Origin of the sequence: Arthrobacter sp. 260, assembly GCF_013116745.1 — a bacterium.
GTDB lineage: Bacteria > Actinomycetota > Actinomycetes > Actinomycetales > Micrococcaceae > Arthrobacter_D.
On sequence record NZ_JABFOE010000001.1, the window covers coordinates 347482 to 361877 of the forward strand.

At 64.3% G+C, this 14396-nt stretch carries 14 protein-coding genes; 12 read left to right on the plus strand and 2 right to left on the minus strand.

Features of this window, described 5'->3' with window-relative positions; genetic code table 11:
• Window positions 1-42 precede the first annotated feature (42 nt).
• Window positions 43-1227, plus strand: coding sequence for a glycosyltransferase family 1 protein (locus HMI57_RS01575; RefSeq protein WP_171584137.1), 1185 nt, complete (start codon window positions 43-45; stop codon window positions 1225-1227).
• Between the two features lie 95 nt (window positions 1228-1322).
• On the opposite strand, the gene HMI57_RS01580 is transcribed toward HMI57_RS01575, so the two are convergent.
• The gene (locus HMI57_RS01580; RefSeq protein ID WP_171584138.1) at window positions 1323-3266 is read right to left on the minus strand and encodes a GH25 family lysozyme; all 1944 of its coding nucleotides are present in this window, start codon (window positions 3264-3266) and stop codon (window positions 1323-1325) included.
• Window positions 3267-3513: 247 nt separating this feature from the next.
• Between HMI57_RS01580 and HMI57_RS01585 the strand changes: the two genes are divergently transcribed.
• From HMI57_RS01585 to HMI57_RS01620, 8 genes are all read left to right on the plus strand, one after another.
• Complete coding sequence (locus tag HMI57_RS01585) at window positions 3514-4740, plus strand: ATPase, T2SS/T4P/T4SS family (protein WP_171584139.1); 1227 nt, start codon at window positions 3514-3516, stop codon at window positions 4738-4740.
• Entirely contained in the window at window positions 4737-5594 is an 858-nt protein-coding gene (locus HMI57_RS01590) for a type II secretion system F family protein (RefSeq protein WP_171584140.1), read from the plus strand. Before HMI57_RS01585 ends, HMI57_RS01590 begins: the two co-directional genes overlap by 4 nt.
• Window positions 5594-6532, plus strand: coding sequence for a type II secretion system F family protein (locus tag HMI57_RS01595; protein WP_171584322.1), 939 nt, complete (start codon window positions 5594-5596; stop codon window positions 6530-6532). Before HMI57_RS01590 ends, HMI57_RS01595 begins: the two co-directional genes overlap by 1 nt.
• A 41-nt stretch (window positions 6533-6573) precedes the next feature.
• On the plus strand, window positions 6574-6816 hold the full coding sequence (locus HMI57_RS01600) for a hypothetical protein (protein ID WP_171584141.1): 243 nt from the start codon (window positions 6574-6576) through the stop codon (window positions 6814-6816).
• 28 nt (window positions 6817-6844) lie between these two features.
• Window positions 6845-7279, plus strand: a complete 435-nt coding sequence (locus tag HMI57_RS01605; protein WP_171584323.1) for a TadE family protein — start codon at window positions 6845-6847, stop codon at window positions 7277-7279.
• Window positions 7245-7688: a hypothetical protein gene (locus HMI57_RS01610; RefSeq protein ID WP_171584142.1), complete on the plus strand. Its 444-nt coding sequence runs from the start codon at window positions 7245-7247 to the stop codon at window positions 7686-7688. The genes HMI57_RS01605 and HMI57_RS01610 overlap by 35 nt, the downstream gene beginning before the upstream one ends.
• Window positions 7689-7750: 62 nt before the next feature.
• The gene (locus HMI57_RS01615; RefSeq protein WP_171584143.1) at window positions 7751-8161 is read left to right on the plus strand and encodes a pilus assembly protein TadG-related protein; all 411 of its coding nucleotides are present in this window, start codon (window positions 7751-7753) and stop codon (window positions 8159-8161) included.
• An 87-nt stretch (window positions 8162-8248) separates the two neighbouring features.
• Entirely contained in the window at window positions 8249-9835 is a 1587-nt protein-coding gene (locus HMI57_RS01620) for an FG-GAP-like repeat-containing protein (protein ID WP_171584144.1), read from the plus strand.
• Between the two features lie 15 nt (window positions 9836-9850).
• Here the strand turns inward: HMI57_RS01620 and HMI57_RS01625 are convergent, their stop codons facing one another.
• Window positions 9851-10915, minus strand: a complete 1065-nt coding sequence (locus tag HMI57_RS01625) for an NAD(P)-binding domain-containing protein (protein ID WP_171584145.1) — start codon at window positions 10913-10915, stop codon at window positions 9851-9853.
• 162 nt (window positions 10916-11077) lie between these two features.
• On the opposite strand from HMI57_RS01625, the gene HMI57_RS01630 reads away from it, so the two are divergent.
• The 3 genes from HMI57_RS01630 to prfB are packed head-to-tail and all read left to right on the plus strand — an operon-like array spanning window position 11078 to window position 14381.
• On the plus strand, window positions 11078-12211 hold the full coding sequence (locus HMI57_RS01630) for a glutamate--cysteine ligase (RefSeq protein ID WP_346655110.1): 1134 nt from the start codon (window positions 11078-11080) through the stop codon (window positions 12209-12211).
• Between the two features lie 13 nt (window positions 12212-12224).
• Window positions 12225-13211, plus strand: coding sequence for a pentapeptide repeat-containing protein (locus tag HMI57_RS18810; protein ID WP_216607037.1), 987 nt, complete (start codon window positions 12225-12227; stop codon window positions 13209-13211).
• A gap of 51 nt (window positions 13212-13262) precedes the next feature.
• A complete protein-coding gene (gene prfB / locus HMI57_RS01640) occupies window positions 13263-14381 on the plus strand; it encodes a peptide chain release factor 2 (RefSeq protein WP_171584146.1) in 1119 nt (372 codons plus the stop codon).
• Window positions 14382-14396 lie beyond the last annotated feature (15 nt).

Genomic DNA, 14396 nt, shown 5'->3' on the forward strand with positions numbered 1-14396 from the left:
CTGTCCACCACTCTTCAACCAACCCACACCTGGAGTAAAACCATGACCGAGGGAAACCTTCCCGGAGCCCGTCCGCGCATTCTTGTGCTCTCGTTCTCGCCCATCCACCGGGATCCCCGGGTCCTGCGGCAGATCCAGTTCTTCAGCGAGTTCGCCGACGTGATGTCCTGTGGCTATGGTGCTGCACCCGACGGAGTGGTGGACCACGTCGAGATCCCGGTCGAGTACAAGCCGTGGCGTCCGGACTTCAAGAAGGTGGCTGTGCTCCTCGGTGCGCGCTTCCACGAACGCCTTTACTTCGACTCCGACCGGGTGAAGCACGTTCTGAAAAACATCCCCGCCGGCAGTGTCGACGTGATCGTCGCCAATGACGCACTGGCCGTCCCCGCGGCTGTCGCGCTGCGCCCCCGCAAGGGCATCCACGCCGACCTGCACGAGTACGCGCCCCGGCAGGGCGAGGACAAGCTGCAGTGGAAGCTCCTCGTGGGCCCCCTGATGGACTGGGCGTGCCGCAAGTACGTCACGAAGGCCGATTCCGTGTCGACCGTGGCCAAGGGGATTGCTGAGGAGTATGCATCCGTCTACCGGATTCCCGAACCCGCTGTCGTCCCGAACGCCTCCTACTACGATGACCGGTACAGCCCCTCACCGGTCCACTCGCCGCTGCGCCTGATCCACGCCGGAGCCGCTGGCCGAGGGCGCAAGATCGAGATCATGATGGACGCCGTCGCCCGTGCCAACGAGCTGAAGCCTGGCAGCGTCACCTTCGACGTCGTGCTGGTTCCCGGCGAGCAGGACTACATCGACGAGCTGGCCGTGAAGGCTGCTGCGGTGCCGGGCGGCGTGATCAGGATGCTGCCGCCAGTGAAGTTTGAGGAGATTGTCGGGCTGCTGCACGGCTACGACATTGGCTTCTACCTGTGCCCGCCCGCGAACTTCAACATGCTGCACGCGTTGCCGAACAAACTGTTCGAATTCGTCCAAGCGCGCCTCGCGGTCCTCATTGGCCCCTCACCGGAGATGAAGCGTGTGGTCGAGGAACACGGGTTCGGTGTGGTGTCGAAGGATTTCGATGCGGAGTCAGCCGCCCGGGTCCTGATCGGTCTGACCCCGGAGCAGGTCTCCGAAATGAAGGAGGCCTCGCACAAGGCAGCCCGTACCCTCAGTGCCGAGAATGTTGCGGCACCCTGGATTGCAGCAGTGAAGAAGCTTGCCGGCGTCGCCTAGACTCCTGGTCATTGGCCGTCCGCTGGCCTGACACCAGACAGGCGCCGTCCCCTTCAGCTGAAGGGGACGGGGCCTGTTGTGGTTGGTGGGGAGGCCTAGTGCAGCCGGGTCCCGGCTACGGTCAGCGTCGACCAGCCGTGGCCGAACTGGGCCCAGGTGCCCCAGACGCCCCCGGTCCTGATGGGGTAGTAGTGAAGCGTTCCATCGTGGCGTTTGGCAATGATGCCCCGGCTTCCCGCGCCAGCGAAACCCGAGACACTGTCCATGGTGTGGGTGGTGTGCCAGCCGGTGCCGACCAGGCGCCGGGTCTCATACTGGAATCCGCCGGTGCCCACCCCCCGGTACAGTGCCAGCTTGGAGGCGGTGTTGCGGGCCAGCAGGTCCTGGCGTCCGTCGCCGTCGAAGTCGGTCATGACCACCGACATGGAGCCGAAGCCGTGGCCGATCTTGCGGGGCGACATCAGGGTGCCATTGTTGTTCTGAGGCCAGTAGTGAAGGGTGCCGTCGGAACGGGTGCCGATGATGGTGGGTCGGGCACCGCGGAGCCACGGGCCGACTGTCATTTTCATGCCGCCCCAGCCCGACGTGGCCAGGACTTGCGCTGGGTAAAAGCCGCCAGTGGTCCGGCCCAGGTAGACGGTCAGACGGCCGTTGGCCCACTGCGCGAGGATGTCGATGACGCCGTCGCCGTTCCAGTCCACCGAGTGGATGGTTCGGGTGTTGGACCAGCCGTGACCGATCTGCACCTTCGAGGAGACAGACCCGTTCCCGGTGCCGGGGTAGTTGAAGAGCCGGCCGGCACTGTCGATGGCGATGACATCGGCGGACGAGCGGATGGACGGACCGGTGGGGCGAGGTGCTGTTACCACCGGGGCAGAGTTGCGGGCGAAGTTGGCCAGTGCCGCGGAGGTGCCGTTCCAGACGTTCCAGTCGCCCACTACCGGACCCTCGTGGGTGTACTGCCAGAGGCTGTACGTGTTCCAGCCTGCTGGCAACCTTCCGGCGCCAACATTGTTGTAGTTGGCAATGTGCAGCGGGTGGTCAGCGAACGCGGTGGAGTTGCCGGTGCAGCGGTTCCACCAGTCGGTGGTGGTGTAGATCATGGGGACGCGGCCGGTTCGGTTCAACATGGTGTTGGAGAAGTCCCGGATCCAGTTGACCATCGCGGTGGTGCTCATGTTGTAGCAGTCGTTCCCGAGCGAGGAATAGGGGTTGTACTCGACGTCGAGCAGGGGTGGGAGAGTCCTGCCATCGGCGGTCCACCCGCCGCCGTTGTTGATGAAGTAGTTGGCCTGTGCCGCCCCTGTGGAGATGCTGGGGATGGCGAAGTGGTAGGCACCGCGGACCATTCCGACGTTTGCCGACCCCGTGTACTGCTGGTTGTAGTTGGGGTTCTTGTAGCTCAGGGCTTCGGTGGCCTTGGTGTAGGCGAACCGTGAGCCCTGGTTCCAGGCTGCTGCCCAGTTGACGTTGCCCTGATGGCTGCTGACGTCAATGCCCAGGATGCCCTGGGGGCGCCACAGGTTGACCGACGGGTCAGCTGCAGCAGCGGGTGCGTCGCTCAGTTCCTTCTGGTCCTGGAGCTCCCGGGCGGTGGGGACCTGCGGGTTGCCGGATTCAGCGATCCTTTCGACGCCCTGCCCGAGGGTGGCTCCATGGGGGCCGATCAGCTTGGCGAGCGCTTCGGGGTCCGCGGCGAGCTCGGCGGCGGTGAGTTCCTCTGGCGCCTTTGCTGCGGGTTCGACCGCTTCTGTCGTCTCAGCGGGTTCAGCTGGTTCGGGGACTGCTGCCGGATCGACGGCGGCTGGTTCAGCCGGGTCCGTGGCGGCAGGGACTGGAACCGTTGTGTCGACAGGCGCAGTGCTGGTGCCGGTCGGGTCGGTGGGCGCAGATTCGACCGGTGCGGATTCGGCTGGTTCCGCGACGGCGGGTGCCGGAGGGACAGGCTGCGGCGCGGCGATGGCGGGCATTGTTCCGGCGGCCATCGCTGCGGTGAGGAGGACGGCGGCAAGGACAGTGGAGGCACGAGAGTGAGTCACAGAATTTCTCCGGGTAATGCGAGCCCAAGGCGAGAGGAGGGCGTCGTCCCTTCGAGAATAGCTGACTGTGATGGATGTTACTACAGGTACGGGTGTTACCTGGGAGTAAAGAGTTATCCACACAAGGTGTTGTGGAGTCTAGGCACGGATCGTGGATTCCCCTACCCTAGGACGAATTCACCGGTACCAGCCACGGTCTCAGGCGTTCCGGCCGAAGGGTCGGTTCGCTCTGACATCAGGGAGTCCTATGGACGCCGTTCGGATTATCGAGGACGAGGTGCGCGAGCTGATTCGCCGCCGTGGTCTTGATCCGAGCCGCCAAAGCGGTGAGGTGCTGAGCCTGGTGGAGGCTGCCGTAAATGACTACGACGAGCGTTCCGTGGTCGGGACGCTCCCGCAACTGGGACAGCTGGACCTGGCGCGGAAGCATGTCTTTGACGCTGTCGCGGGTTTCGGTGCCCTGCAGCCGCTGCTGGACGATCCAACGGTCGAAGAGCTGTGGATCAACTCTCCGTCGGAGATCTACGTGGCGAGGTCTGGCGAGTCGGAGTTGACCTCCCTGGTCCTTGCAGAGCAACAGATCCATGACCTGGTGGAGCGAATGCTGAAGTCCTCTGGCAGGCGGCTGGATCTTTCATCACCCTTTGTGGATGCGGCATTGCCCGATGGTTCCCGACTGCACGTGGTCATTCCGGACGTCACCCGGCGCCACTGGTCGGTGAACATTCGCAAGTTCATCGCGAAGGCCACCCGGCTGGACCATCTGGTCGAACTGGGTACCCTGACCTCGCAGGCCGCCCGCTTCCTGGATGCAGCGGTCGCGAGTGGGTTGAACATTCTTGTTTCGGGTGCCACCCAGGCAGGAAAGACCACACTGCTGAACTGTCTCGGCTCGAGCATCGGGTCGCGGGAGCGGGTGGTTACCGTGGAGGAGATCTTTGAGCTGAAGCTGCCACTCAGGGATGTGGTGGGGATGCAGTGCCGTCCGCCGAATCTGGAGGGTCAGGGCGAAATTCCGCTGCGGAGGCTGGTCAAGGAGGCCCTGCGGATGCGTCCCGATCGGCTGATCGTCGGCGAGGTACGTGAAGCCGAAAGTCTGGACATGCTTGTTGCGCTTAATTCGGGATTGCCCGGCATGTGTAGCGTCCATGCCAATAGTGCCCACGATGCGGTGACGAAGATTTGCACGCTCCCGCTGCTCGCTGGCGACAACATTTCCAGTGCCTTCGTTGTGCCGACCGTTGCGTCCTGCATCGATCTGGTTGTCCATTGCGAACGCGTCCGGGACGGACGGCGGTGGATCACCGAAATCCTGTGCCTTGGGAGACGTGTGGAGAACGGCATCATCGAGTCCTCGTCTGTCTTCCGGAGGGTCGAAGGAGACCTTGTCGTCACGGCCTCGGCCATGCCCGCCGAGGAGAAGTTCGCCAGCGCGGGTTTCCAGGTGTCACGACTATTGGAACCAGTCACATGACGGCGGCGATTGGGGCTGCACTCGGGGCGGGGCTGTACCTCCTCTGGTGGTCTTGCTGGACCGAACCGCGGCGGAGCAGGCCGACTATTCAACAGGTCGGACGGGTCGAGGAACTTCTCCTCCGCGCCGGGATCGAGAAGGTTTCAGTAGGGGGCCTCATGGCATCCTCAGCGGGGATAGGGGTGCTGTGCTTTCTCACAATCTTTGTTCTTACCGGGTCTCCGCCTATTGCGGCCTGCTTTTCACTGTTTGCGGCGTTCCTTCCCACGGGCGTCGTCAGGTGGAGGGCGCACCGGCGCGCGGCGGCGCTTCGGGAGCTGTGGCCCGACGTTGTTGACCATCTGCGATCGGCGATCCGGGCTGGGTTGTCGCTACCGGAAGCGATCGCTCAACTGGGCGACAAGGGCCCGGTCGAGCTACGCCAGGCATTCACCGCATTCGGCGCTGATTACCGCGCAGGAGCCCGGTTCGATGATGCGCTCGGTCGGTTGAAGACCAGACTCGCGGATCCGGTGGCCGACCGCATCATCGAAGCTTTGCGGATGACGCGTGAAGTGGGTGGCTCGGATCTTGGCCGGCTCCTCGGCACATTGGCCGACTTCCTGCGGGACAGCGCCCGGACGAGAAGTGAGCTTGAGGCGCGCCAATCGTGGACCGTCAATGCAGCCCGTCTGGCGGTGGCCGCGCCCTGGCTGGTTCTGATGCTCCTTGCAACCCGGCCTGAGGCTGTCAGGGCGTACAACACTCCGACGGGAGCAGCAGTTCTTCTTGGGGGACTGGTCATTTCGGTGGTCTGCTACCGGATCATGCTTCGCATCGGTGCGTTGCCTCAGGACGAGAGGGTGCTCCGGTGATGGACACCCCGGCGCTCGCAGCGCTCGCCGGTTGTGTACTGGGTGTCGGTCTGTGGCTGGTCCTGGTGAGAGTTCCGGTGATGCGGACGACGCGGTTTGTCGACCGGGTGGCGCCTCAACTGAAGTCCGTCGAGGTGCGTTCCCGTTTGTTGGATGGAGCTCCGGCGCTCTTGACTCCCTTTGGTCCCATTGAGCGCATTGCTCGCCCGGTGGTGAACGACGTCGTCGCCTGGCTTGGTCGGTTCAATCCGGCATCGACCATGTTGGCAAAACGGCTGGCCCAGGCGGGCAAGGACCAAAGGGTCGTCGACTTTCGAGCTGAGCAAATTCTCTGGGCGGCGGTTGCCTTCATCCTCTCCGCGGGTGTCGCTGTAATGATGACCCTCTCGGGTGCCGTCGGCACGTTCCCGGCTGCGCTAGCCGTCGGCGGATGCACAGCCGGTGGGTACCTACTAAGGGACTACGTGTTGTCCGTGCAGATCAAACGGCGTGAGGCCAGGATGCTCGGTGAGTTTCCCAGCCTGGCCGAGCTGATGGCCCTGGCGGTAAGCGCGGGCGAGAGTGCAACGGGGGCGTTGGAGCGAATCTGCCGTACCGCACATGGGGAGCTGGCGCGGGAGTTCGAACGGGTCCTCGCGGAAACCAGGGCTGGGACCCCACTTATCGCAGCCCTGCAGCAGTTCTCCAACCGGACCAGACTCACACCGCTGGTGCGGTTTGTCGATGGGGTTTCGGTGGCAGTTCAGCGCGGCACACCCTTGGCGGATGTCCTCAGGGCTCAGGCCCAGGACGTCCGCGATGTGTCCAAGCGGGAACTGATGGAATCCGCCGGAAAGAAGGAAATCGCCATGATGATTCCCCTGGTGTTTGGCGTGCTTCCCCTGACGGTGCTTTTCGCCGTTTACCCGGGCATCGCACTGATCAGCCTGGGGCTGTGATCCACAGCAAATCAACTGAAGTCGACCGGAAGAGGTACAAAATGAAACCGCACCCGCCCATCCATCGGATCCTTCCAGCCCTTCACCTCATCGTTGCTCTCACCCTGACCCGTTTGGTTCACGGAGTGCGTGGCACCGCTGACGATCCGCCCGAGCGCGGTGACGTACCCGGTTGGGTCATGATCACGCTGATGTCAGCAGTGCTGGTGGCAGCGTTGCTTGCCCTTGCTGGCCCGGCCCTGGAGAACCTGTTCAATGACGCGATCAGTCGCGTCAGTCCCTGAAGTATCGGGCATCGCGGAGATCCGCCGGATGGACTCCGGGCCGGGGTGGCGGCACGCCAATCGCACTGGGGCGGCTGAGGGACCCGAGCGTGGGGCCGCGGTGGTGGATTTCGCCTTCGTGGGGGGCCTCCTCACGGTCATCTTCATCGCGGTCCTGCAGCTGACTTTGGTCCTTCATGTCCGCAACACTCTCATCGACGCCGCGTCCGCTGGGGCACGCTACGGCGCACTCGCCGACCGCTCCGCCGATGACGCGGCCGCACGTACGGGGATCATTCTTTCCAGCGCCCTGAATGGGGCCTATGCGGAGAACATCTCGGTGGAGGAGATCGATCGGGACGGTGTGTCGATGTTGGCCGTGACGGTGCGTGCACCATTACCGGTGATCGGGCTCATCGGTCCTGCCGGGGTGTTGGAGGTGACAGGACATGCTGCGCTTTCGAACGCTCCAGCGGACCAATAGTCGGGAATCCGGAAGTGCGGTGGTGGAGTTCGTCTTCCTCGGGCTGCTGCTCCTGGTGCCAGTTGTCTATTTCGTCCTGGCGCTCTCCCAGCTCCAGGCCGGGTCCTTCGCCGCCGTTGGTGCGGCGGATCAGGCTGCAAAGGTTTATGTGAGCGAGGAATCAGTGCCGGATGCAGCTGCGGGTGCACAGCAGGCGGCGCTGTTGGTGCTGGATGATTTCGGGTTCGATGCAGCTGCAGCGGAGGTTCAGATCCGGTGTTTGAGTGAGTGTCTGGCACCCGGGTCGGGTGTGACCGTCGAGGTTCGGCTTGACGTAGGGCTGCCCCTGATGCCTTCGGGAAGCGGTGCGAACGGTTCGGCGATCGTTGTCGACGCGTCAGCAACCCAGCTCGTGGAGCGTTACCGGTGAGCGGATTTCCTCCTCATCCCAGATATCGCCGCGCATCACCGGCTGGTGAGGAAGGGCAGATTATGGTGATGGTGATCGGCTACGTTCTGCTGTCCCTACTGACGCTCACGGTGGTGTTGGCAGCGTCGGCGGTCTACCTTGATCGGCAGAAGCTTTTATCGGTTGCTGATGGGGCGGCTTTGAGCGCCGCGGATACGTTCGGGCTGGCTGAGCCGGCACCGGATGCCACGGCTCCGCTGCCGGAACTTGACTCGGGTACGGTGCGTACCTCGGTGCAGAATTACCTGGAACTGACCGGTGCTGGAGCACGCTTCAACGGGTTGTCGGTCGACCCGGCGACAGGAGCCCCGGATAACCGCACGGCAAGGGTGGTGCTCACCGCCGTCGTACACCCTCCGGTGGTGAATTTCCTTGTTCCGGAGGGTATTCCGATCGTCGTGACAGCTGATGCCAGGTCCGAGCTGACCCGTTAGACCTGACTGAGATTGGTGCCTTTGAGCAGGCTCTTTATTTCTTCAGCGGCGGTAAAATGGTGCCGGTTGGATGAGGTGGTCTGCGTGATGATTCGCTCGCTCCGGCGGATGGCAATTGCCCTGCTGACCTCACTCGCGCTCCTGCTCGGTTTCCTGACTGTCGCACCGCCTGCCCAGGCCGCACCGCTGTATGGCCACGACATTTCGTGGCCCCAGTGTTCGACGGCGCAGGGCGGGTTCGGTTTGCCCCTGCCGCCCACCTCGACCCAGTTCGTGATTGTGGGGCTGACCAGGGGGCTGCCGTTCACCGAGAACCCCTGTCTGGCAAGCCAGGTCAACTGGACCAGAACCAACAACAAAAAAGCCCATGGCTACGCGATGGCGGGCTACCCCACCGCCGGTCAGCTGAGCACCTATGGCTCACGGGGTCCGTGGACCAGCAATACCCGCGCCGGGCGACTCTCCAATGTGGGCTACTCCGAAGCGCAATACGCCGTCGCAAGCATGACCAGGATCGGGTTCCGGCCCCCGGTCGTCTGGATCGACGTCGAACCCCGGCCCGCCCAGCCCTGGCCCAGCAGCACGGCAGCCCAGCAGCGGGATAACCGGCTCGTCATCGAGGGGCTGATGAGGGGTCTGCGCGACGCCGGCTTCTCCTACGGTCTCTACTCCTACGCGGCAGGATGGGCCGAAATCACCGGCTCCTGGCGATTGCCGGGTGTACCCGTCTGGGCGACCGCCGGCCGGCTGGACTACCCCAACGAAGCACTTGATCGCTGCCGGCAACCGAGCTTCTCCGGCGGGCGCGTCTATATTTCCCAGTGGTACGACGACACCCGGGACTACGACCTCACGTGCGAGCCATACGCCTTTACACCGCTGGCCATCCCTGCATCGACGCTGTCGCGATCCACTGCAGAGTTCAACGGCGACTGGAACAACGACATTCTGGCCCGCGTCACCTCAACGGGCGACCTGCGACTGTACCGGGGGAAGGGGAACGGCACCGCCTGGGGAGGAGTCCGCATCGGCGTGGATTGGGGACCGATGAACGCACTCGAAACTCCAGGCGATTTCAACGGTGACGGTCCCTCCGATGTACTCGCACGTGAAGCAGCCACCGGATACCTCTGGTTGTACCGGGGGAACGGCACTGGGGGATGGCTGCCTCGCGTGCGAGTCGGCCATGGCTGGAACTCGTTCAACTCCATCGTCGGGCCGGGCGACTTCACTGGCGACCAGTTCGTCGACGTCCTCGCCCGCGAGAGGACTACCGGCGACCTCTGGCTCTACCCGGGGAACGGTGCCGGTGGGTGGTTGCCTCGGCAGCGGGTCGGCAGTGACTGGAACGCGTTCAGCGCGATTGTCGCCCCGGGAGACTTCAACGGTGATGGCCGCTCCGACATTCTGGCCCGGGAATCAGCGACCGGCTATCTGTGGCTGTATCCCGGCAACGGCGCCGGCCGGTGGCTTCCGAGAGTCCGGGTGGGGACCAGCTGGAACTCGATGACCGCCCTGATGAGTCCGGGCGACTTCAACGGTGACCGCACCACTGACCTCCTGGCAAGGGATTCACGGGGCATCCTGTGGCTCTACCCGGGCAACGGCTCCGGCGCCTGGCTCCCACGGGTGCAGGTGGGCACCGGCTGGAACGGGCTGAACGCCATCTTCTAACCGGAGGGCTACCCGTTAGGTACCAGCGTTGACCGCATCGAGCCGTTTCACGGCCGCAATAGCGGCGGCCCTGCCGGCACGGGTGGCTCCCAGGGTGGAGGCGGAGGCGCCGTAGCCCACCAACAGCACCCGGTGGTCCTTGAGCACATGGACCCCATCCATCCGGATCCCGCCGCCGGGCTCCCGCAGTTTCAACGGGGCCAGATGGTCAAGGGCCGCCCTGAACCCGGTGGCCCACAGGATGACGTCGGCCCGGACTTCGTCCCCGCTGTCGAGGAGGACACCCTCGGGCGTGACCGAACGCATCCCACCGGCCGAGACCAGGATCCCGGCGTCGATCCCGTCCTGGTACTGGCGGGTCAGCGGTAGCCCGGTGGTCGAGACCACGCTGGCCGGGGGAAGGCCAGCCGCCGTCCGTTCGTTGACGGTCGCCTCCACCTCCCTGCCCCACTCGGCGTCGAACTCGCGTCCGGTAAAGAGTGGCGGCCGGCGGGTGACCCAGGTGGTGGTGGCGCCCGCTGCGGTGAGCTGGAGGAGAAACTGTGCGGCCGAGGTCCCGGCGCCCACTACCACCACGTGGAGCCCAGTGAACTCCTCCGCCGACCGGAAGTCGTGGGTGTGGAGCTGGGTGCCGAGGAAAAGTTCGCGGCCCGGATAGTACGGCCAGTAGGGGCGGTCCCAGGTGCCGGTGCCGTTGATGATCAGTACGGTGTCCCAGATCGCTGATCCGGTGACGACCCGCAACGGACCATCGGGGGAGTCGGACACGACTTCCCGGACCGCCTCCGGGCGGTGCACCGGCAGCTCAAACTGCCGCTCATAGTCGCCGTAGTAGCGGCTGACCACCTCCGACGCCGGTTCGGTCGGGTCGGGTACGCCGAGGGCGAGACCCGGCAGGTCATGAATGTTGTGGGCAGTTCCGAAGGTGAGCGACGGCCAACGGTGCCGCCACGCACCGCCGGGCCCGGAATTGGCATCCAGCACCACAAAGTCCCTTTCGGGTTCGAGTCCCTGCCGTCGCAGATGGTAGGCGGCCGAGAGGCCGGCCTGGCCGGCGCCAATCACCACAGTCTTCAGCATGCTGCCCCTCTCGCCCCGATCATCGATACCCGTGAAACGGGTGGGCCGGGGTGCTTATTCCGGCGACCCTTGACACCCTTTCCAGTTCTGAGGACGCTTCTTCCTAAGCTCTCGATTTACCAGCACCCAGCACCCCCGGCACGAAGAAGAGGAGGGGAGGCAGTGCCCACAGCAAATGTCATCCCCACCGGCATGCGGCCGGCAAGGACTTTCGGCGTGGAGGAGGAACTCCTCCTCCTCGACGAGCACACCGGGCGCCCCACGCCTCTCTCACCCCTGGTTCTTTCCGAGGTGGCGTCCGACGACGACGACACCAGCGAGTTGTCCCTGGAACTGCAGCAGCAACAGCTTGAGGTGATCAGCCAGCCCTACGCCGAACTGAAAGATCTGGCCGCGGCAATCCACGGCGGACGCCGCCAGGCGGACCGTGCCGCCCGCCAGTTTGGGGCCAGGGTGGCAGCGCTTGCCACCAGCGTTCATCCGACGGCGCTCAGGCTGGCCCCTGATGGGCGGTACGAACGGATGCGCGACCTCTACGGACTGGCGCTCGCCGAGCACCTCACCTGCGGGTTCCATGTGCACGTGTCGATCGGCTCCCCCGAGGAGGGGGTCGCCGTCCTGGACCGGATCCGGGTCTGGCTGCCGGTGTTGCTGGCGCTCAGTGCCAACTCGCCCTACTGGAACGGCGTGGACAGCGGGTATGCCAGTTACCGGTACCCCTTAAACCTGCGCTGGCCCACCTCCGGTACCTACGAGCCGTTCGGCTCGGTGTGGGCGTACCAGAAAATGATTCAGGCACGTCTCAACGACGGTGTGATCCTGGATGAAGGAATGGTGTACACCGACGCGCGGTTGGCCCGCAAACACCCGACGGTGGAGGTGAGGGTCTGCGACGTCTGCCTTTACGCGGGCGACGCCGTCCTGATCGCGGCGCTGACCCGCGCGCTGGTCGAAGATGCGGCGCGGGCGTGGCGGGCAGGGGAGCCTGCCCCGGTCGCCACCGCAGCGGACCTGCGGGCCGCCAGCTGGACGGCCAGCAGATACGGGCTCGGAGGCCCGCTCGTCAACCCGGTGGCGGGCGGGCTCTGCGACGCAGCCGACGCAATCAACCTGCTGATCGCCCGGGTACAACCGATCCTGCGTGAGTACGACGACGAGGTCATGGTAAACGGATTGCTGCGCCAGATCGAGCAACGTGGGACGGGGGCCGACCATCAGCGGTACCTGATGCGTGAAGGCCCAGCCGTCGTCGTCGCCGATGCCATGGAACGCACCCATCTGAGTCCCCTCACCTAACCCAGGAGGAAGAATGTGGATCATTTCGGCGCTTCTAATTGTCGTTGGTGTAATCTCAGTCGTCTTTGCAATGATGCGTTCAGGTCGGGTCATCCTCACCGTGACAGCGGTGTTGGGTGCGGCGGCAATATTGCTCGGGGTTGCCCTCGCGGTCGTGCCGACTCCCGGGCCGTCAGGGCTGGGTATCCCGATGATCATTGCCGCAATAGGTTCACTGGTCGTACTAATCTTTGCAACCCTGGCACTCATTTATTGGCGCAGCGCTCACGGGACGGTCCCAGCGAATGAAATAAAGGCGAATCTAGCCATTTCTCTGGGTATGGGGGCGGCTGTCACAGTGAGTGTTGTTGTCTTACAGTTTGCTGTGCAGGGAATCGCTGAGCGTCAAGGATATCAAGCCGCGCGCGAAGCCGTTAAGGTGGCAGTCGCCGTCGAGCCAGACCTCTCCGGTTTTAGCGCTCCACGAGATCCCGAGCTGCAGACCGAGCCACTAAACATGGACGGATACTGGCTAAGAGGTAAGAAGATGCCAATGGCTTCCATGCAGGAGGTCAGCCTCAGGGGAAGCAATCTGGTATTCACCGATCTCAGCGGTGCTTTCCTACGAGGTGCGGATCTGTCCGAAGGGGAGAACGGCACGCGGACCGATTTGAGGTCAGCTTCCCTGTATTGGGCGGACCTCACTGACGTCGTAGCGGGCCGCGCGAGCTTCTTCGGTGTCGACCTGAGGCGAGCAATCCTCTGTGGAGTAGATCTGCGCGAAGCAGATTTGCGGTATGCGGACCTGCGTGAGGCCGCTGTAAACGAGACGCCGACGCCGCAGGGTGAAACGTGTGGCAGCAACCCTGCCTTTTTGCCCCCACCCGAAGGTAGCGACGGAACCTGTTGGCCAACAGATACACCCGAAGACCCGCTGTGTGGGGACGAGGCTCGACAGATGTTGTGCCAACGGGGAAGCGTTGTTGCCCAGCTGCCAGCGGTCCGTCCCTGTGAAGGGTGACCTGGCCCAGCTGTGTAGTCGTCCGGCGCCATGACGTAGGCTGGATCAATCATGGCAAACATCGATTTTCCCGCAGAAATCCGCGCGCTCCGCACCAAGTACGCCAACATTGAACAGGTCGCCGATGTTGAGGCGATCCGTACCGACATTGCTGAGCTCAGCGAACAGGCGGGGGAGCCCAACCTGTGGGACGATCCTGCTGCCGCCCAGAAAATCACCTCCCGGCTGTCCCACCGCCAGTCGGCGCTGGAGCGGCTGGAAACCCTCCACTCCCGCATCGAAGACCTCGAGGTCCTGGTGGAACTCGCCCAGGACGAGGACGACGAGGCCTCCCGCGAGGAATCCGTCAGGGAACTCACCTCGTTGAGCGCCTCCCTGGATCGGCTTGAGGTGGTCACCCTGCTGGCCGGGGAGTACGACGAGCGGGAAGCGGTGGTCAGCATCCGCTCCGGCGCCGGCGGGGTGGACGCCGCCGACTTCGCCGAAATGCTGCTCCGCATGTACCTGCGCTGGGCCGAACGCCACGGGTACCCCACCCAGGTGCTGGACACCTCCTACGCCGAGGAGGCCGGGCTGAAGTCCGCCACCTTCGAGGTGAAGGCGCCCTACGCCTTCGGCACCCTTTCCGTGGAAGCCGGAACGCACCGCCTCGTCAGGATCAGCCCCTTCGACAACCAGGGACGCCGGCAGACCTCCTTCGCTGCCGTCGAGGTCATCCCGCTCATCGAACAGACCGACTCGGTGGAAATCCCCGACAACGAGATCAAGGTGGACGTCTTCAGGTCCTCCGGACCCGGCGGCCAGTCAGTGAACACCACCGACTCGGCGGTCCGCCTGACCCACATCCCCACGGGCATTGTGGTGTCGATGCAGAACGAGAAATCCCAGCTGCAGAACCGTGCCGCGGCACTGCGGGTGCTCCAATCCCGACTGCTGTTGCAGATGCAGGAGGCGGAAAACGCTGAGAAGAAGGCGATGGCCGGTGATGTGAAGGCGTCGTGGGGAGACCAGATGCGCTCCTACGTGCTCAACCCCTACCAGATGGTCAAGGACCTGCGGACCGAGCACGAGGTGGGCAACACCTCGGCGGTGTTCGACGGCGAGATCGACGACTTCATCGACGCCGGAATCCGGTGGCGGGCGAACAACCGCAGCGCTCCAGCGGAGTAGACCGATACCAAGCGA

Excerpts from the sequence above, each read along its gene's own strand:
- HMI57_RS01575 (WP_171584137.1), top strand. The coding sequence starts at position 43 with ATGACCGAGGGAAACCTTCCCGGAGCCCGTCCGCGCATTCTTGTGCTC.
- HMI57_RS01585 (WP_171584139.1), top strand. The coding sequence starts at position 3,514 with ATGGACGCCGTTCGGATTATCGAGGACGAGGTGCGCGAGCTGATTCGC.
- HMI57_RS01590 (WP_171584140.1), top strand. The coding sequence starts at position 4,737 with ATGACGGCGGCGATTGGGGCTGCACTCGGGGCGGGGCTGTACCTCCTC.
- HMI57_RS01595 (WP_171584322.1), top strand. The coding sequence starts at position 5,594 with ATGGACACCCCGGCGCTCGCAGCGCTCGCCGGTTGTGTACTGGGTGTC.
- HMI57_RS01600 (WP_171584141.1), top strand. The coding sequence starts at position 6,574 with ATGAAACCGCACCCGCCCATCCATCGGATCCTTCCAGCCCTTCACCTC.
- HMI57_RS01605 (WP_171584323.1), top strand. The coding sequence starts at position 6,845 with ATGGACTCCGGGCCGGGGTGGCGGCACGCCAATCGCACTGGGGCGGCT.
- HMI57_RS01610 (WP_171584142.1), top strand. The coding sequence starts at position 7,245 with ATGCTGCGCTTTCGAACGCTCCAGCGGACCAATAGTCGGGAATCCGGA.
- HMI57_RS01615 (WP_171584143.1), top strand. The coding sequence starts at position 7,751 with ATGGTGATGGTGATCGGCTACGTTCTGCTGTCCCTACTGACGCTCACG.
- HMI57_RS01620 (WP_171584144.1), top strand. The coding sequence starts at position 8,249 with ATGATTCGCTCGCTCCGGCGGATGGCAATTGCCCTGCTGACCTCACTC.
- HMI57_RS01625 (WP_171584145.1), bottom strand. The coding sequence starts at position 10,915 with ATGCTGAAGACTGTGGTGATTGGCGCCGGCCAGGCCGGCCTCTCGGCC.
- HMI57_RS18810 (WP_216607037.1), top strand. The coding sequence starts at position 12,225 with ATGTGGATCATTTCGGCGCTTCTAATTGTCGTTGGTGTAATCTCAGTC.
- prfB (WP_171584146.1), top strand. The coding sequence starts at position 13,263 with ATGGCAAACATCGATTTTCCCGCAGAAATCCGCGCGCTCCGCACCAAG.